This is a genomic window from Methylomonas sp. BG-2, from assembly GCF_057766305.1.
In genome coordinates this window covers 21,697-39,726 of the sequence record NZ_JBYMAP010000006.1, presented here as the reverse complement: position 1 = coordinate 39,726, position 18,030 = coordinate 21,697, and the positions used below count along the sequence as shown (strand labels likewise).

15 protein-coding genes are annotated in these 18,030 nt (G+C 58.9%); 4 read left to right on the top strand and 11 right to left on the bottom strand.

The window, feature by feature from the left end; all coding sequences use genetic code 11:
• Positions 1-237: 237 nt before the first annotated feature.
• From tatA to AC3B8H_RS01360, 11 genes are all read right to left on the bottom strand, one after another.
• Positions 238-447: a twin-arginine translocase TatA/TatE family subunit gene (gene tatA / locus AC3B8H_RS01410; RefSeq protein WP_488439840.1), complete on the bottom strand. Its 210-nt coding sequence runs from the start codon at positions 445-447 to the stop codon at positions 238-240.
• A gap of 94 nt (positions 448-541) precedes the next feature.
• Complete coding sequence (locus AC3B8H_RS01405; protein ID WP_488439839.1) at positions 542-2,188, bottom strand: PepSY domain-containing protein; 1,647 nt, start codon at positions 2,186-2,188, stop codon at positions 542-544.
• A gap of 45 nt (positions 2,189-2,233) precedes the next feature.
• Positions 2,234-2,914, bottom strand: coding sequence for a c-type cytochrome (locus tag AC3B8H_RS01400; protein WP_488439838.1), 681 nt, complete (start codon positions 2,912-2,914; stop codon positions 2,234-2,236).
• A complete protein-coding gene (locus AC3B8H_RS01395) occupies positions 2,911-3,501 on the bottom strand; it encodes a peroxiredoxin (protein WP_488439837.1) in 591 nt (196 codons plus the stop codon). Before AC3B8H_RS01395 ends, AC3B8H_RS01400 begins: the two co-directional genes overlap by 4 nt.
• A gap of 13 nt (positions 3,502-3,514) precedes the next feature.
• Positions 3,515-3,904 carry a hypothetical protein gene (locus AC3B8H_RS01390; protein ID WP_488439836.1) on the bottom strand — a complete coding sequence of 130 codons (390 nt, stop codon included), beginning with the start codon at positions 3,902-3,904 and terminating at the stop codon, positions 3,515-3,517.
• A gap of 114 nt (positions 3,905-4,018) precedes the next feature.
• Entirely contained in the window at positions 4,019-5,482 is a 1,464-nt protein-coding gene (locus AC3B8H_RS01385) for a DUF1501 domain-containing protein (protein ID WP_488439835.1), read from the bottom strand.
• A 79-nt stretch (positions 5,483-5,561) separates the two neighbouring features.
• The gene (locus tag AC3B8H_RS01380; protein ID WP_488439834.1) at positions 5,562-7,907 is read right to left on the bottom strand and encodes a DUF1549 and DUF1553 domain-containing protein; all 2,346 of its coding nucleotides are present in this window, start codon (positions 7,905-7,907) and stop codon (positions 5,562-5,564) included.
• A gap of 84 nt (positions 7,908-7,991) precedes the next feature.
• Positions 7,992-8,465: a rhodanese-like domain-containing protein gene (locus AC3B8H_RS01375; protein WP_488439833.1), complete on the bottom strand. Its 474-nt coding sequence runs from the start codon at positions 8,463-8,465 to the stop codon at positions 7,992-7,994.
• Positions 8,466-8,991: 526 nt separating this feature from the next.
• On the bottom strand, positions 8,992-9,954 hold the full coding sequence (locus AC3B8H_RS01370) for an SMP-30/gluconolactonase/LRE family protein (protein ID WP_488439832.1): 963 nt from the start codon (positions 9,952-9,954) through the stop codon (positions 8,992-8,994).
• Between the two features lie 70 nt (positions 9,955-10,024).
• Complete coding sequence (locus tag AC3B8H_RS01365) at positions 10,025-12,787, bottom strand: TonB-dependent receptor (RefSeq protein WP_488439831.1); 2,763 nt, start codon at positions 12,785-12,787, stop codon at positions 10,025-10,027.
• Between the two features lie 482 nt (positions 12,788-13,269).
• Entirely contained in the window at positions 13,270-13,479 is a 210-nt protein-coding gene (locus AC3B8H_RS01360) for a hypothetical protein (RefSeq protein WP_488439830.1), read from the bottom strand.
• A gap of 292 nt (positions 13,480-13,771) precedes the next feature.
• Between AC3B8H_RS01360 and AC3B8H_RS01355 the strand changes: the two genes are divergently transcribed.
• The 4 genes from AC3B8H_RS01355 (at position 13,772) to AC3B8H_RS01340 (ending at position 18,027) form a co-directional block, all read left to right on the top strand.
• On the top strand, positions 13,772-15,220 hold the full coding sequence (locus AC3B8H_RS01355; RefSeq protein ID WP_488439829.1) for a hypothetical protein: 1,449 nt from the start codon (positions 13,772-13,774) through the stop codon (positions 15,218-15,220).
• Positions 15,221-15,222: 2 nt separating this feature from the next.
• Complete coding sequence (locus AC3B8H_RS01350; RefSeq protein ID WP_488439828.1) at positions 15,223-15,729, top strand: hypothetical protein; 507 nt, start codon at positions 15,223-15,225, stop codon at positions 15,727-15,729.
• A gap of 11 nt (positions 15,730-15,740) precedes the next feature.
• Complete coding sequence (locus AC3B8H_RS01345) at positions 15,741-16,322, top strand: hypothetical protein (RefSeq protein WP_488439827.1); 582 nt, start codon at positions 15,741-15,743, stop codon at positions 16,320-16,322.
• Between the two features lie 88 nt (positions 16,323-16,410).
• Entirely contained in the window at positions 16,411-18,027 is a 1,617-nt protein-coding gene (locus AC3B8H_RS01340) for a methyl-accepting chemotaxis protein (protein ID WP_488439826.1), read from the top strand.
• Positions 18,028-18,030: the final 3 nt, after the last annotated feature.

The window sequence follows — 18,030 nt, the reverse complement described above, 5'->3', positions numbered from 1 at the left end:
TCGGGGAACGTTGCGGGTTGGCGGGAGATTGCTCCAGGTTTTTTATGGAATGCTGGCGTTCCAAACGAGACCATTGCCGGTTAACTCAAGACGCGCCGATGTTTTACCCGGAACCATCCCGTTTCAGGCTAAAGCGACGCGCGTTCAAATTAAAACATCGGCATTTTGTCGCCTTGGCTGGCTCCGGCCCGCTCGGGACGCCACCCACCGGCTCTCGGTAGGCGACAGTGACGGCGCTTACCCGGCCGAGTTACGCTCCTCGGCGGGCGCGGTGCTCAACAAGCTGCTCGACGGCTGGGCTTCTTCGGTTTCGGCTTCCTTGACGGCCTTCCGAAAGCCTTTGATCGCGTCGCCCAAATCGGCGCCGACGGTTTTCAAACGCTTGGTGCCGAACACCAAGAGCACGATGGCCAACACCACCAGCAAATGCGGTACGCTCAAACCCATGTTTCACCTCAATTAAAATAAGTTGCTTTACGGGGCCGGCCCAAACAGCCGAACCTCGATCAAAAAAACGCTGCGCGCGCCGTTGTCGGCCGGCTCAATCGGCCGTTTCGGTTGCCAGGGTCGCGCCGGGGCTTGGCGCCGCGTTGCCGACCGGCGTTGCCGCGTTGGCGCGACGTTTCTTCGGCGCGAAGGTTTTCACCAAGCGCTTCCAGCCGATCACCAACGAGCTGGTCCCCAGCACCAAGCCGAATCCGACCCAGGTCAGCATCCAGATGTCCCACAATGGCCGGTAATACAGCCAGCCGAAATCCCAATGGTGTAAACCGGAATACAGCCAGCGGTACACCCGGCGACTGCGATCCAGCTTGGCCAATATCTGGCCGTCCTGCGGATCGAGATAAACCCGGCTGCCGGCCTCGTCGTCCAGCTCCGCCACCACCACCGGTAGCGGTTTTTCGACCAGACCTTGATGGTGGCGTGGGTAGTAATAACTGTCGTAGTCGTCCAATACCGTGACCGCCGCGACCTTGGTTTCGCCGGCCAAGCGCTGGACCGCATCGCCGATGGCGTTTTCGCTGAAACGCGGGCCGGCGCCGTTGGGGGTCAGCGGCAAGCGCAAACCGTCGCGGCCTTGCGCCAACAAAACCGTCTCGCCACCCAGGCGCCGCCAGTTCAGCTCGACCACGTCGATACCGGTGCCGGCCAACCGCAACGGCGCCGGCCGCCAATCCAGCATCGTCGCCGGCACCTCGGCACCCAGGTAGTGCTTTAACTCCGCCTTGCTGACTGCGCCGTTGGAAAAGATTTTGCCGGGATTGGTATCGACGAAACCGCTCAGCGCCCAGCCCAAGGCCACGGTGCCGCCGATCAAGCCGGTCCAGAAATGCCATATGAACCAGAATTCGCGATAGGGCTGGGTTCTGCCTTGCGAGTAGGTCGGCTTGCCGCCGAAGCCCGGCCGCCAGCGCAACCAGCCGATAATCAAACCGGTGATGCAGGCGATCGTGGCGCCGGCGCCTGACCAAAGCTGTACGTCGTGGCGAATGTCGCCCAGTCCCAGCAAATCCAGCGGCTTGAATAAATGTATCCAGTTGCCGGCCCAGAACAGGCCGCGCTGCCAACGAGTGGAAGCATGCAAGACCTCCCCGGTCCGCGCGGAAATCAACAGCTCGTCGCCGTCGTTGCTGGCGATGCGGTGAAACGGCCGCAAAGTTTCGCGGTTACGCAAGATCGCCGGCGCCTCGACGCTTTCCAGATAAATCAGCTCGGCCGGATTGCGGCCCTCGGCCACAAACCAGTTTTTCGCGATTCGCAGCGCCTGGGTTCTATCGGTTTCCCGCAATCCGCCATCGACGGCCGACAATGCGTAACGCAAACCCAGGGTATCCTCGACCAGCCAGACCGGCTCGCCGGCGCTCCGCCGCAAGCGGGCATCGGCCAACGCCGGCTCGCCGGCGGATTTGCCGGACGCGGCTTCGCCGCCGGCCGGTTTGGTTTTACGCTGTTCGGCGGCGGCCTGGCGTTGCTCCGCGCTGCGTTGCCAGACTTCGCCCAAGCTGAGCCAGCCGGCTTCGGGCTGAAGCACTTCGGCGTGCGCCAACTGTTGGGCGCGAGTTTGCGCGGTCGGCGTCGAATACATGATGACCAGCCCGGTCGCAAACCAGACCAACATGAACAATGCCAGGACCACGCCCAGCCAGCGGTGGGTTTCGTATAGCAACCAGTTCAACGATTTCTTCATTTTAAGCTCCTTGTCATAGCGAATTGTCGCGGCGGTACGCTGCATTTACAAACCGGTCAAATAGGCTGCCAGGCCGTCGATTTCGTCGTCGCTCAATGCACCGGCAATCCGGTTCATCACCCCGTCCGGGCTATTGCGGCGGTCGCCGGACTTCCAATTGCGCAATTGCGAACGCAAATAAATCAAGCGTTGGCCGCCGAGCAGCGGATAGGCGATGCCGTCGGCGACTCGCCCCTGCCCGGCCGGGCCGTGGCAACTGAAGCAGGCCGGAACCTTGCGGCTCTCGTCGCCTTGTTCGACCAAATTTCTTAGCGCCGAAGTCTCGCCGTTCCGAGTGCCGGCCGGCGCCGGGCGTCCGGAAAAATACGCGGCGATATCGACGATGTCGGCCGGGGTCAAATCGGCCGCCATCACCGTCATCGTCTCGTGCCGCCGGGCGCCGGACTGAAAATCGCGCAGCTGTTTGGCCAGATAATCCGCCGGTTGGCCGGCGTGATTGGGAATCTTGTCGGCGACGCTGATGCCTTCGCTACCGTGGCATTCCTGGCAGCGCTCGCTCTCCGAAGTCAAGCGGCCGACGTCGGGATCGCCGACCCGCTCGGCCGGCACCTGCGGCGCGGCGGTCAATAAAGCCATCGCGCCGAACGCCAGCCAACGCCGGCCCAAGCGGCGCCGGCGAATCGCGGTGTTCGCGGCGAATCCGCACGGCCTGCGCGCCGCGATCACTGGGCGGCGTGGCGCTGGCCGGCCAAGCGCTCGACAGTGGCTAGCGCTTGCGCGACGTTTTCCTCGGGTTTCAAACCGCCCAGCGTCGCGGCAATCTTGCCGTCCGGCGTCACGACGAAGGTGGTGCGTTCGGCGAAACCGTGATCGATGGCCTGACCGCGACTGTCGGTCTTGCCGGGCTGCGGATCGCGTACCGCCAGATCGTAGGCCTTGGAAATCGCGCCGCCGGCATCCGATGCCACCGGAAACTTGCCGGCGCAGAAATTGGGGTCGGCGGAAAATTCGTTGAGACGTTCGATGCTGTCCAGCGACACGCCAACGATGGTCGCGCCGGCGGCGGCGAATTTGTCATGGTTCACCGCGAAGCTGTGCGCCTGGATATTGCAGCCGCCGGTATAGGCGGATGGGTAAAAATAAACGACGACCGGGCCATTCTTTAAGGCGTCTCCCAGCGAGTACGCAAACGCCTTGCCGGCTTGCGATGCCTGAGTCTCGATCGCCGGGGCCGGATGGCCTTCCGGCAGCGCGGCCAAGGCCGGCGAGGACAGCCAAGCCAAGGCCAGGCCGGTCAAAAAAACGGGTTTCATCATGGAGTTCCGCTCAAAGTGGTTTGTATTTGTCGTGGCAGGCGCCACGGCATTGTTTGGAAAAGTCGTTGGCGGCGCTGGCGGCGCTATTCAAATCACCGGCCCCCAACGCGTTTTGAATCGATACGGCCTTGTTCTGGTAATCCTGGGCATCGGCCACCGCGTCGGCGGCATCGCCGCGCTTGGCGAAATAACCTTCCACCAATTTAAACGCCTCCTGCAACTGCTTGGTTTCGGCGCTGGCGGTGGCGGTATCCTGCGCGGAAATCGTGTTCTGCACGTTCTGGATCTTGGTTTCAACGTCTTTCATCAATTCCTCGAAGTCGAATTCGGCTTCGGCGAACGCGGCTCCCGGCGCCAGGATCCAGATCCAGGCCAGTAACCGCAAGGTCTTGCGTATCATGCTAAAAATTCCCCCAATCAAAAAATCCCTGCCGCCCGAACCAGCCGCCGCCCATCCCACACCGAATGCGCGGCTTTAAAACGGCTGGCGTGGCAGCGAACTACGGCGGCGTCCCTAGGCGATCAGCTCCTTAATCACCTTGCCGTAAACCACGGTCGGCCTTTCGGATCGACCTTGATATTTGTAAATCAGCTTCAAGTGGTCCAAACCGAGCTGGTTCAGGACCGTGGCATGCAAGTCGTAGGTATCGACTTCGGTACCCTTGATGGCTTGTACGCCCAGATCGTCGGTACCGCCGTGGGTGTAACCGGCTTTCACGCCGCCGCCCGCCATCCATTGGGTGTACCCCCAAGGATTGTGGTCGCGGCCGTCGCCGGATTCGCTCCACGGCGTGCGGCCGAATTCGGAGGTCCACACCACCAGGGTATCGTCCAACATGCCCTTGGCTTTCAAGTCCTTCAACAAACCGGCAATCGGTTTATCGATGATTTTGCTGTGCTTGCTGTGATTGTCTTCGATGTTTTGGTGCGCGTCCCAATCGCGGCTGTCGCCTTTGATGTCGGTCGGGCCGGACACCACTTGAATGAAGCGCACGCCGCGCTCGGCCAAGCGTCTGGCGCGCAGCAGCAATTCGCCGTAAGGTTTGGTGATGTCCTCATCCAAACCGTACAGCTTTTTGGTGGCCTCGGATTCCTTGCTGAAATCGACGGCTTCCGGCGCGGTTTCCTGCATCCGGTAGGCCAAATCGTAGGACTCGGTGCGGGCTTGCAGCTCGGTATCGGTCGGATAGCGGCCGGCGTGGGCTTCGTTCAAGCGTTTCAACAAGTCCAGCGCCTTGCGTTTTTCGGTATCCACGACGTATTGCGGATTACTCAAATGCAGAATCGGCGAGTTGCCCGGCCGGAACGGCGTGCCTTGGTAAACCGCCGGCAGGAAGCCGGACTCCCAGTTGGTCACGCCACCGCGCGGCTCGCGCTTGTCGTTGTACAGCACGACGTAAGCCGGCAGGTTGGGATTGTTCGAACCCAGCGCATATTGAATCCAGGCGCCCAAGGTCGGCCGACCCGGATTCAGACCGCCGGTATTCATTTTCATGATCGAAATATCGTGGGTCGCGCCGATGGTCACGCTGGATTTGATGAAAGCCAGATCGTCGGCTTGCTCGGCCAGGTGCGGCAGCCAGTCCGAGAACCAGGCGCCGCTTTGGCCGTGCTGCTTCCAGGTCCGCTTGGTCGCGATCAGTTTGGTAATGCCGCCCTGGGTACTGGTTTTGATGCCATGCAAATACGAAGCCGGTATGCCGGTGCCGGCCAGTTTGACCAGTTCCGGTTTGTAATCGTACAAATCCAGCGTGCTGGGCGCGCCGGCCATGTGCAGCCAGATGACGGTTTTGGCTTTGGCCGGAAAATGCGGGGCTTTCGGTGCCAGCGGGTTACCGCCGGTCAGCGCGGTCAGCGCGGCGTCTTCGGCCAGCGCACTGGCGATGACGCCGCCGCCGGGCAAAAAGGCGCTAACGGCCAGACCGCCCAAGCCGTAGCCGGTTTTTACTAAAAAATCACGTCGCGATTTGTTGTTCATGAGTAAACCTCTTAAATGTAGTTGTCGGCAACTTGCCCGATGGGGGGCGCCGCCGGCGCCCCCAGGCTTGCATTGATCGTTAGAACCGGTAGATGAATTCGTTGGAATTGGCGACCACGTGTACCAGATCCACGAAGGCGGCAGCCCGCACCGGGTCACCGATCGATTTATCCTTGACACCGGCCGGCACGTTAACTTCGAATTTACCGTTGGCTGCCTTGGCGCGAATCACGCCTTCCTGTTCGTTCAAGAATGCCTGCAACTCTTCTTTTTCCTGGTCGTTCGGCTCGCGGGCAAACAAGATTTGGTAGAGTCTGGCAATCCGTTCTTCCTCGCTCTCGCCGGCCTCGTTGATGACCCGGCCGGCCAACGATTTGGACCAGTCGAAGATCAATTCGCTGTTGTACAGCGTCAGGGCTTGCAGCGGCGTGGTGGTCACCTCGCGTTTGCTGTGGGCTTCCTGCGGCGACGCCATGTTGAACGAATCCAAAATCGGGTACGGAATGCTGCGCCGAGTGAACACATATAAGCTGCGGCGGTTATGGTCCTTCTCGTCCTTGGAAGTCCGCCACATTTTGTCGTTGAAGTTGGCGTTGTTGTTACCGTAGGTGGTATTGATAACCGACGGCAACGGCGGATACACGCTCGGACCTCCGACCTTATCCTCCAGTTTGCCGGAAGCAACCAGCAGCGAATCCCGGACTTGCTCGGCTTCCAGACGCTGTCTGGGGAATACAGCCAGCAATTGGTTTTCGGCGTCGGCCTGATGCACGTCTTCGCGGTAGTCGGACGACTGCCGATAGACGCTGGACAACAAAATCTCGCGGTGCAGTTTCTTCACGCTCCAGCCGTCCTTGACGAATTTGTCGGCGAGATAATCCAGCAGTTCCGGGTTGATCGGTTTTTCGCCGGCCTTGCCGAAATCGCTGACGGTGGCGACGATGCCCTTGCCGAAATACTGATCCCAAACCCGATTCACGTAAACGCGGGCGGTTAACGGATTGGTCGGACTGGTGATCCACTTAACCAAGGCCGAGCGGCGGCCGGACGAAAACGGCAACGGCTTGATGTCCGGCTTTTCGTCGGTAATCGCCGCCGGGAAGGCCGGTTGCACCTGTTCCAACGGTTTCTCATGGTCGCCGACCGCAAACACGAAGCTGGGCGGCGCATCCGGATGCCCCAGCTCGGTCATCGCCGAAATTTCATTCGAGAACGTCGCCGGTTTCAAATCGTCGAATTTACGCAACTCCTTGTTCAGCTTTTCCAGCTCGGCCCATTGCTCGGCGATCTTCGGATCGCGGGTTTTCGCGTCGGTACTTTCGCCTTTTTCCTGGAAATAGGATTGCATGCTGGCTTCGTCGGTGACATTGGCCAAGCGATGGTTAACCCAGCGGTCCTGGGCAGTCCATTTTTCCTTGGGTTTGAAAATCGCCTCGCGCGAGTCGGTCAGATAACGTTCCTTGTGATACTTGAGCGCCTCTTCCCGATGGGTATCGATAATGGCTTTTTGCTTGGCGCGGATGTCCTTGGTGGCTTCCTGCCACTTGGCGTATTGCTGCTCGTAAGCCACTTCGATAGCGCCTTTCTTGGCGGGAATGTTGTCCACCGGAGCCACGTTGGCAAAAAACGACTGGAACGAGAAATAGTCTTTCTGACTGATCTTGTCGAATTTGTGGTTGTGGCAACGCGCGCATTCCAAGGTCTGGCCCAGCACGACTTTCCCGACGGTATCGGTAATATCGGTGGTGATCTGGTATTTGCGTTGCACCAGGTCGCGCGAGTTGGAGTTGTCCGGGAATTGCGCCATGAAACCGGTCGCGATCAGGGCTTGTTCGTCGCCGGGCCACAATTCGTCGCCGGCCAACTGTTCCTGAATGAAGCGGCTGTAGGGTTTGTCCTGATTGAAGGAATTGACCACGTAATCGCGGTAGCGCCAGTTGTTCAAACGGTCGTTATCGTTCTGGAACCCGGTGCTATCGGCGTAGCGCGCCAAATCCAGCCATTTGCGCCCCTGGCGTTCGCCGTATTTGGGCGATGCCAGCAGCCGATCAACCAGCTTTTCGTAAGCGTTCGCGGATTCGTCGTTGACGAAGGCTTCCACTTCTTCCGGGCTGGGAATAATGCCCCACACGTCCAGCGTGGCCCGGCGGATAAAAGCCGCGCGGTCGGTGTCCGGCGACGGGGTCAGGCCTTTTTCTTCCTGCTTGGCCAGGATGAAGGCATCGATAGGCGTCCTGACCCAGTCTTGGTGCTGGACCGCCGGGGTTGCCGGCGCCTTGACCGGTTGATACGACCATAGTTTTGCCTTGCCTTGCGCCGCCGGCGCGGCATCGCCGGCGGCTTTTTCATCGGCCCCACCGGCCTCGCCCACGATCGCCAGGGACAATGCCCAGGCGATTGCAATCGTTAGTTTTTTCTTATTCATTTCACCACTCCAAAAACTCCAGCACCGGAACGCCCCGTGCGAATGAACGCGGACCGCCGCCACGCCGGCAATCCGCGGTTACGATCAGTTGGTTTTAGGTTCCGGCGGCACGATCCTGACGATCTTGCCGCCCTCTTCCTCGTAATTTTGCGAACCGACCGCGCCGACCACCTTGAAACCTTTCGTAGCCAGCAAATCGGCAATCTTGCCGGCACGGCCGGCGTGATTGGAGACCGTGACAATAGCCCTATCCTTGGGAATGAACGGCAACGCCGCGTCGATGCCGTCCACCTGCACGTTCAGATACACCGGAAACGAGCCGATCTTGCTGATTTCGTCGGGTCGGCGGGTGTCGATGAACAACAATTCGCCGGGCTTGGCCAGCAAGGCATCGACTTGCGCGCGATTCAGTTTGGGGGTTTTGTACTCGTAGGGTCTTGGCGCCTGCGCCGCCGGCTTGGCATCGGCATGGACGTGAGCGTCTTTCTCCGCCGCCGATACGAAGGCCGGCGCGGTCAGCAACATCGCCAACAGCACGAATGAGAGGGGTCGTTTCATGTTTGTGTTTTCTCGTTTCATTTTTCAACAAGCGTCGTTCGACGCGTCAGGGTTAATCCTCTAGTGGTATGGCAAGTAGCATGCCAACCGAAAACACCGGATTGAAATAGCTATAAACAACTGTTTATAAAAGAGTTATTTAGAAAATCTCTTTTGACGCATCGAATCTCGCGCGAGATTCCGCTAGCGTCTGATGAATTTGCAGCAGCTCGGCAACAGGCGGTGCTGCTCGGCTAGCATCAACACCGGCGCCGCCGCCGGCAGCGAACCACAGGCAAAAAAAACGGGCCGAGGAATATCCTCGTCCCGTCAAGAGGCCACCACTATGCCTAAATCGAAAAACCCATCCACCCGTATTTTGCGAGCGCTTTAGCAACGCCGGCGCCGTCAATCGCGGCTGAAGCCGCTCCTACAACACCGCCGGTCCCATGCCGCCGGTAGGAGGCGCTTTGGCGGCGACCGAAGGCATCTCCGAACGCCGGCGCCGACGATCAAGGCCTTTAGCCCATTTGAACTGCCGACCGCCTTACTTGGGCCGGCTGGAAATACCCTTGGTCAATAGCGGCACTTTGTAAGCGGCACCGCGACCCACGACGTATAAAATATTTTTGTCGTTACCGGCGAAGGCCAGATTTTGCGGCTTTTTCGGAACCGGTATCGTGCCCAGCGCGTCGCCCTTGGCGCTCAACACCTCGATGCCGGCATTCGAGGCCACGAACAAGCGGCCTTCGTCATCCAGCGCCAAACCATCGGCGCCGCTGGACCACGCGCCGTCCTCGCCTTTTTGCCAGCCTTCCAGCTTGGCGAAATTGCGGCGATTGGCAATCGAGCCGTCGGCGGCGATGTCGTAAGCCAGAATGTGTTCGCCCTGGGTATTGGCGACGTACAAGGTCTTTTCGTCCTTGCTCAATTGAATGCCGTTGGGCCGCTCGATGTCGTTGGCCAACTGTTTGAGCTCGCCGGCCGGACTGATATAAAACACACCGGGATGCGACGGTTCCGGGTTGGGATTTTCCTTAGTCGGCCGGGTGCCGCTGTCGGTGAAATAAATACCGCCGTTGCCGGCGCGCACCAAGTCGTTGGGCCTTTGAAATTTAACGCCCTGGTAGTCCTTGGCCAGCACACTTTTCTCCTTGACCGGATAAATCGCTCCGACCTGGGTATCCTTGGTTTGCACGGCGATGATCTTGCCGTCCGGGGTCAAGGCCAAGCCGTTGGCGCCGTTGGAGTTCTCCAAAAACGTGGACACTTTATCGTCCGGCCCGATGCGCACGATTTTATTGGCATTGGTCTCGGTGAACAGCAAGCTGCCGTCGCTATAGCCTATCGGCCCTTCGGTGCCGTTGAAACCGTCCTTGATTAACTCCAGCACGACGCCGCCGGCCGCGACCCCCGGAATCGCCGGCGTGACCGGGTCGTCCGCGACAGCGGCGCCGGCCGCCAACAAAGCGCTGATACTCAACAACAGGGTCGAATACTTGACTGACATAACTTTCCTCTATCGAAGTGAGTGAAACATGCAGCCGGACGACCCTCAAGCCGCCCGGCCGGATTTAACCTTAAAATTTGGCGCGGAAATGCACCCCGTAGTAGCGCGCGTCGCCGTAGGCGGCGCTTGCGGCGCTGGTGCTGGAAAAGTTTCCGGCGTTGGTAAAGTAGATCGTGTCGAAGATATTGCGACCGACCAAATCCAGGTTGTATTTGCCGTTTTTGGTACCGATACCGATACCGCCGTCGGTGACGTGGTAGGCATCTTGTTTTCCGTAGCGCGACAAGCTGGCGTTGTAGTTGGCCGCCGATTTGTAACTGTCGATCAGGTAAGCGTGCCACTGCAAGCCGTAATCGTTGCCCAAGCCGAAAGTTAACGGCGCGCGGTAATCGACGCCGTAGTTGGCGGTGAAGGTCGGCGCGTTCGGCAGAGTCCGTCCGGTTTGGTCGCAAACCACCGAATTCGCTTCCGGCGGACACGGCGCGTTGGCAAAGTCGGTATAGATCGCTCTATTGAACGAACCGTTCAGGAATACGCTCAAGCCCGGTGTAATATCGTAGTTGGTCTCCAATTCGATACCGCGCAATTGAATGCCCTTGATGTTACCCAAGGTCGTTCGGTTACCCGTGGTGCAGCCGTCCACGCCAATGGTGCAGGGAATAACCAATTGCGACTGGAAACCCTCGATGTCGGTTTGATAGAAGTTGACGTTGGCCACCAGCTTGCGATCCAGCCAAGTGCTCTTGATGCCGAATTCGTAATCCATGACATTTTCCGGATTGACGTTTTCTACCTTACCGGTGTTCAAGTTAAATTGCGCCGCACCGGATTTGTTGCCGCCGGACACCGAACCATAAACCATCAAATCCTTGTTGATTTTGTAGCTGGGGTTGACCAGCCAGTTTTGCGAGTTTTGATCGAATCCTTGCCGAGGTGCATCCCACTCGGTTCCCAAACGGCCACTACGAACGGCCTTGGCGGCCGCGATCTGACTTGCCGAAGCGCCGATCTGGGCGCCGAGCGCGTCTAAATCGACTCCGCCGATCGGATGGCTCCAACCGGTGTTTTCCCGCCGCTCAAAGGTATCGCGCAGCCCCACGGTCAAGGTGGCGTCGTCCGTCACATGCCAGTTGACCTGCCCGTACGCCGCGTAACTGTCGGTCGCGGGCACAACGCTTTGCCGGTACATTACATTGTTCAGGGACGCCAGCATCATTTGCCGCCCGATCGCATTGCTGTTCAAGGTTGAGTATTGGGAGTTGCTAGCATAGAAAGCCCCGGCATCACTTCCAAACAAACGCTGGTTAAACGTATCAGCAATGGTCCGCATCGCAAACACGCCGGCCTGATAATCGATTGGTCCTTTCTCCTTCGAGCTTATGCGCAGTTCCTGAGACCATTGTTGGTTTTTCACGGTCCAACCGCTAATGCGCTCAATGTCGGCGGTACTGCTCTCGCCGTCGTGATTCGGTTCGAACAAGGCGTCGCGCCAAGCGGTAATCGACGTAAAGCGGTGCCCCAACGCGTCGTAGTTGATTTCCGCGGACACACCCGAACCGTCACCGCGAGATTGACGGCGCTCATTGTTCGCCATCGCTCGAGGGTCTCCGATGATCGCTAAAGGTTGACCATTGCTGCGTACCGGGTCAAACCAGTTTCGCGCCAAGCGGGTACTAAACGTCGTCCCCCTGGAAGCACCGTTTGCGAAACTCGTCGGATCGGCAATTAGCGGCTGTACGCTCATGGTTTGGGTAGACGCTGTTTTATCGACGATGACCTTCGCACTCAACACGTCGCTGGGCGTCAACAAAAATTGCAAGCGTCCGCCCAGCGCGTTGGTTTCGCCTAAATCGCCCTCGCTACGGTGGATATCGTAATTTTTGATGTAACCGTCGCGCTTGTCGATAAAACCGCTCGCCCGATACGCCAAAAGCCCCGGCAGTATCGTGCCGGTGGCGCCGAACTTGCCTTGCAAGGTATCGCGGTCGCCGGCAAAGCCGTCCACGTAATAGCTGTCCTTGAATGACGGCGCCTTGGTGGTGATGTTCAGCAAGCCCAAATTGCTGTTCTTGCCTTGCAAGGTGCCTTGCGGGCCGCGCAGCACCTCGACCTGATCCAGGTCGGCGAAGTTGGCCCAAGCCGAACCGACCCAGGCCCGCCAGACGTTATCGACCATCACCCCGACACTGGACTCCATCGATTCGTTGCCGCTGTTTTTACCCAAGCCCCGTAACGCGATACTGGTCTGCCGGGCGTTTGCGGATGTGACGCCCAAGTTAGGCGCGCGACGGGAGAAATCCTGCACCGACACCACGTTGTCACGCTCCAGGGTTTCCCGGTTGATGACCGCAATCGGAATCGGTACTTCCTGCAACTTCTCTTCCTTGCGTCGGGCGGTGACCGATACCTCGGACAGACTTTTCGGTTTCTCTTCATCGACCACGGCCGGCTCGGGCTCGACCGCCGCCAGCGCGGCCGCTTCGCCAGCCGTGCCAACTTCTCCCGTGGCGCCGCTCGCGGCGGCCGAACCGACTGCGGCGCTCGCGGCATTTTTCCGCAGCAATTCCTGCTCCCGGCGTTTGGACGCTTCCAACTCCGCCGTCAATCTGGCCACTTTCTCTTCCAAATCGGATACTGATTTGTCGGGCGCGGCGACTTTTTTGACCGACTTTTTCGCCGGCGCCGCGTCGGCTTCCGTAACGACCATCAGCGGCGCGCCCGCCAATGCCAAGGTCACGCATGCCGACAAGGTGTTGCGTCGGCCTAGAGTTTTGGGGACGCCGGCCCGAGGACCGACACGGGGCGCATCGGCGCTATCTAAATATTGTTTCACTGTCTCACCTAGTCGAATGGCAATTTCGAAAATTCGAACCGGTTTGCCCCGCCGACAGTATCGGCGCACACACCAGCCTAGCCCTGTAGTGCAACCGATATGCCAGCTATGCGCCCCGATGCCGCCGCCAACCAGATCACGCTAGATAAACAAATGATTTTTATACATTAAAAGCCGGAGCACCCCATCAAACGCCATGGACCAAGCCGCTGCCGATGCGCGGCAAGCGGTGATAAGCTGCTGACCAAGAGCCAGCAACTGCTGACTCGCTGCCTAGTCAGCAACAGCTTGGCGTCACGGTGTTGCTGTATCCGCATAGTGGGTGGGAATTGAATTGCCGAAACGGTACAGAACCGCGTCAGGATCGCGGACGCGCGTGGCAATGGAGCATCGCGGAGCGATTTAGCGATCGATGACATCCAAGCCGGGCAACACAGTTTGAAGCCGCTACGGCACCTATCATCCTAAAGAGCAGTTGGGCCTTAAAAAATCCCCTTTGCCCCGAGCCCTTCGGCTACGCTCAGGAGAGCCTTGTCGAAGGGTGAGCGGGATTTTTCAATCGCCCAACAGGTGGACAGGTTATAGGCCGTCCATGCTTCGACGTTGCTCAGCACGAACGGCCTATAACACACCAACTGCATTTTTTTAGGATCACGTTCCTTCTGCGTGAGGAAAAACACGCTGATGAGCATTCGCGGCCATACCTTTTATTTATAGGGTGCCGCCAAGCATTCGAATGGCCTGGGCCGAACTACTGAGCATATCGATAAGCGCCAAAACGGCCGGCTAACGCCAAAAAAATTCCGCCGTTTACAAAAACTTCCCGGTCTTCTGAAGCTTGCGCAAGCGCGCCGCTGAGGTAAATCGGATTTCTCGACGATTTCTCCTGCAAATCACCGGGTTGTATTCATAAAAAAAGCGACTAGGCTGAAAACCGATATGACAGTCCGGTTACTTTCAGAACTTCGATACCGCAGAGCGAATATGCCTCGACACTTAACTTTCCTATCGATTGCATTGCTGGGCGCCGCGACGGCGCCGACGGTAGTCGCCGCGCCGGCCGACGACGAGCATATCCGTCGGATCGTGCAAGCCATGCTGAAGGAAAAAGACCAAAAGATCGAACAACTGGAAGCCAGGATCAAGCAACTGGAGCAGGAACGGGCCACGCCGGCCGCCGTCGTTGCCGCGCCAATACCGCCAGCCGCCACGCCGGCGGCAACTGCCGTCGCGGCCGCGAAACCGGCCCCCGCCGGCGACGATGGCGTTGCCCGCAAATTGCAAGCGCTGGACAAAAAAGTCAGCGAACTCCGCGAAGCCGCGTCGGCCAGCGGTTTGGAAATCAGCGGCTTTTTCGACATCAACGCCAAAACCGGCAACTCCACCGACCAGACCTTCAGCGTCGGTTCGGTGGAGCTGGATTTGGACTATGTGCACGACGACCATTTCGGTGCCAGCTCGGCCTTGGTGCTGTGCGGCAATTCGTCAAACGCCGACTACGGCGCGCCGGGCGCGATTTTCTGCGGCAACAGCGGTCCCGGCGCGTTGAGCGGCGGCAGTACGATGGCCGGCATCGCGGTCGCGCTGGTCGACTACCATTTATTTAACGACCGCATCCCGCCGCGCGGCCGCATCTTCAACAACAAGGGCCTGCATATTCAGGCCGGCCGTTTCGACCTGCCGTTCGGTAACGATTACCAAAACTTCGCCAACAAGGACCGGATCACCGTGACCGCGCCACTGACCACCTCGCGGATGCAATTGGGCGGTTATAACGGCGACGGTATCCGCTCCTACGGTGCCGGGGACATCTTCAATTACTCGGTATTCTGGACAGACGCGCTGTACGCCAACGACGGCCACGCCATCGGCGGTCGGCTAGGTCTGGCCTTGGGCCAAAACGCCTATAAAATCCATAACGCCGCCCCGGAAGGCATCGAAATCGGCGTATCGCATCTAAGCGAGCTCGACGGCGAAAATCGCATCCGCAACACCGTCTACGGCGCCGACTTGAGCGTAGGCTACGGTCCGTGGCGATTGCAGAACGAATTCATGCTGTTAAACGCCCATCAGCAGGTGTTTTTGGACGCCGACGGCAACATTGTGCCTAGCCCCGACAGAAGTCCATTCGGCAAGGGTCACCAACTCGGCTACCACTCCACCTTCACCGCCGATCTGGAAAGCCTGATCAAGTTGCCGATCACGGCATTCGCCCGCTACAGCCGCTGGCAGCCGTCGCAAGATCTGGCCCTGGACTTCGACGGCAGCACGGTAGCGGTCAACGACCTGTCGATGTTGACGCTGGGTTTCAATTACAAATTCAGCGACCACCTGCGGATCAAATTCGAATACGACGACTCGTTGGGCACTCGCACCTACGAGCGCTATTTCGACCGCCGCCTGGGTATCGCCCAAATCGTGATGTCTTTCTAGCCATGAATAAACGACTCATACCCAGCGCCCTGAGGGTCGGCGGTTTTTTGATCATGCTGGCGTTTGTCGGCGGCGCGCAAACCGCCGACGAGAATCCGCACGTCGTCACCAAACAGACGCCGAATAACGCTTGCACCGCTTGCCATGCCGCGACGCCGGAGGTCAAGGACGAAGGGGTGTTGCTGACCAAAAACCTGCCCGTGGACCCAACCGGGTTCAGCAAGGACGGGGTGGCGATGTGTTCGTCTTGCCACAATCCCAATCAAGGCCATAAGGTCGGTTTGAATATCGACTTTCCGGTACCGGCCGACTTGCCGCTGAACGAAGAAAACGACATTACCTGCCTGACCTGCCATTACACCCACGGCCGGCTGGACAGCGATCGGCCGCAAGCCAGCCACAGTTTCATGGACAAGCTGATGAACGCCGAACGCCTGAAAAAAAGCTTCTTACTGCGCCGCAACAATAGCGATGGCGAGCTTTGCTTAACCTGTCACAACGTCAATTAAGGTTTCCGAAAATGAACAACACCGAATCCAAACGCAGCCGCGTTTTCATTAAAAAAGAGTTTCAGGGGCGCTTCATCCTCGGCGTGTTCGCGCTGATCTTGCTGGCCGGTTTGTGCTCGGCGCTACTGATTTACTGGATGACCGGCGGCGATTTGCAGGCGCAAGCCCAATCCGCGCACGTCAATATCGTCAACGCCGCCGAACGCTTGGGCGTGTCGATTTTGATCGGCAACGTGGTGGCCATTTTGGTGGCCGGCGGCATCGCGGCCGGTACGGTGCTGTACGCCTCGCACAAGATCGCCGGACCGTTGTACCGTTTCGAGACCTTGTGCCGGGAAGTCGGCGACGGCAATCTGGATACCGTCACTCAGCTGCGGGAAAACGATCAATTACAGGAACTGGCCGGCGCGTTCAGCGACATGGTCGGCAAACTGCGCGGCAGCCGCGAACGACGCCTCGGCCTGATCGCCGAGCAACGCCGGCAAATCGAGCGCTGCATCGCGGAAAACCACGAAACGTTGTCGAAAAGCCAGCAAGATGCTCTCGCCTCGCTGGCAAAGCTGGCCGACGAGCTGGAAAAATTATCGGCCTGAACATGCGGCCAGCCCAAAACGGCTAGGCCACGCGACACGCCGCCGCCCATTCTCGGCTTCACACCATCCCCACTTACCCCGACCATCCATGTTTAAATCGACTTCCATTAAAACCTATCTGATTGCCATCGCCTCGATACTTGCGCTCGCCAACCTGCTATTCGTGGTTTCGCTGTGGCAGGCATTTCAATCGATCGATCGCACGCTGGCCGAGGCCACCCGCAAGCAGGACGTTTCCGACGCGCTGTCGCACGTCCGCTTTCACGTCGTGCAAATCCAGCAATTCCTGACCGACGTCGGCGCGACCCATTCCGACGACGGCTTCGCCGAAGCCAAACAGAATTTGACTTCGGCTCTGGAAAACCTGGAAAAAGCCCGCCAAATCGAACCCAATCTCAAGCCGCAAATCGATGTGTTGAAAGAACATGTTCAGACCATGCACGATACCGGCGTCAAAATGGGCTGGGACTACATCAAGTTCGGCAACGAAGCCGGCACCGCGACGATGAAGGCGGCCGGTACCGGGCTGGACGACTCCGCCGCGCGCCTGACTGAAAAACTGCAAACCCTGACTACCCAGATCGACGACGAAGTGGCCCGCTCCAAACATTTGCTCAGCCAAACGCTGACCGACTATGGCACCACCCGCATCGCCTTTTCGATCACGTTACTGGTGTTCGTCGTGATTTGCTTGTTGATGCTGTATTTCAAAATCGAGCCGCCGCTGACCGCGTTGCGGCAATCGCTGCAAGCGCTAAAACAAGGTGGCGGCGACCTGACCCGCCGGATTCCCTACGACGGAGAGGACGAGATCGGGAGCATCGTCGAACTATTCAACGACTTTTTAACGACGTTGCACGCGATGATGCGGCAAGTCGCGATGGAATCCGAGCAACTGACCGGCTCTTCGAGCCGGCTAAGCCAACTGGCCGAGCGAGTACAAATCGACATGGTCAGGCAGCAACAGGGCACCGATCAGGTGGCCACCACGGTGACCGAGCTGTCGTCCACCGCCGCCGAAGTATCCAGCAACACCGGCAGTGCCGCCCAAGCCGCGCAAAGAAGTAGCGCCGACGCCAACAACGGCAAGCGGGTCGTTACCGACACCGTGCAAGCCATCCATGCGCTGTCCGCCTACATCGACAGCGCCAGCCATGTGATCGGCAACGTGGAGCAAGACTGCGTCAACGTCAGTTCGGTGTTGGATGTGATTCAGAGCATCGCCGATCAGACCAATCTATTGGCGCTGAACGCGGCGATCGAAGCCGCCAGGGCCGGCGAACAGGGGCGCGGTTTCGCGGTGGTCGCCGACGAAGTCCGCACGCTGGCCAGCCGGACTCAAGCCTCGACCCACGAAATTCAGGCGATGATAGAACGCCTACAAACCGGCTCCAGGGAAGCGGTCAAAGCCATGTCCGAAAGCCAAAACCAAGCCAAGCAAACCGTTACCGTCATCGAAAACACCGGTGTTTTACTCGACAACATCTCCGGCATGGCCGAGCAGATCTCGGAAATGAACGCCCATATTTCCAACGCGGTCCGCGAACAAACTCTGGTCGTCGACCACATTAACCAAAACGTCATCGCCATCAACGAAGTCACCGCCAATACCGCCGACGACGCCAAGCAAACCGCCGCCGAGGCCAGCACACTGCAGCGAATTTCCGGCAACCTGCGCACGACGATTTCGCAGTTCAAGCTTTAGCGG

Coding starts and splice junctions, on each gene's coding strand:
- AC3B8H_RS01375 (WP_488439833.1), bottom strand. CDS start 8,465: ATGAAACGACCCCTCTCATTCGTGCTGTTGGCGATGTTGCTGACCGCG.
- AC3B8H_RS01355 (WP_488439829.1), top strand. CDS start 13,772: ATGCCTCGACACTTAACTTTCCTATCGATTGCATTGCTGGGCGCCGCG.
- AC3B8H_RS01345 (WP_488439827.1), top strand. CDS start 15,741: ATGAACAACACCGAATCCAAACGCAGCCGCGTTTTCATTAAAAAAGAG.
- AC3B8H_RS01380 (WP_488439834.1), bottom strand. CDS start 7,907: ATGAATAAGAAAAAACTAACGATTGCAATCGCCTGGGCATTGTCCCTG.
- AC3B8H_RS01350 (WP_488439828.1), top strand. CDS start 15,223: ATGAATAAACGACTCATACCCAGCGCCCTGAGGGTCGGCGGTTTTTTG.
- AC3B8H_RS01370 (WP_488439832.1), bottom strand. CDS start 9,954: ATGTCAGTCAAGTATTCGACCCTGTTGTTGAGTATCAGCGCTTTGTTG.
- tatA (WP_488439840.1), bottom strand. CDS start 447: ATGGGTTTGAGCGTACCGCATTTGCTGGTGGTGTTGGCCATCGTGCTC.
- AC3B8H_RS01385 (WP_488439835.1), bottom strand. CDS start 5,482: ATGAACAACAAATCGCGACGTGATTTTTTAGTAAAAACCGGCTACGGC.
- AC3B8H_RS01340 (WP_488439826.1), top strand. CDS start 16,411: ATGTTTAAATCGACTTCCATTAAAACCTATCTGATTGCCATCGCCTCG.
- AC3B8H_RS01390 (WP_488439836.1), bottom strand. CDS start 3,904: ATGATACGCAAGACCTTGCGGTTACTGGCCTGGATCTGGATCCTGGCG.
- AC3B8H_RS01360 (WP_488439830.1), bottom strand. CDS start 13,479: ATGCTCATCAGCGTGTTTTTCCTCACGCAGAAGGAACGTGATCCTAAA.
- AC3B8H_RS01405 (WP_488439839.1), bottom strand. CDS start 2,188: ATGAAGAAATCGTTGAACTGGTTGCTATACGAAACCCACCGCTGGCTG.
- AC3B8H_RS01395 (WP_488439837.1), bottom strand. CDS start 3,501: ATGAAACCCGTTTTTTTGACCGGCCTGGCCTTGGCTTGGCTGTCCTCG.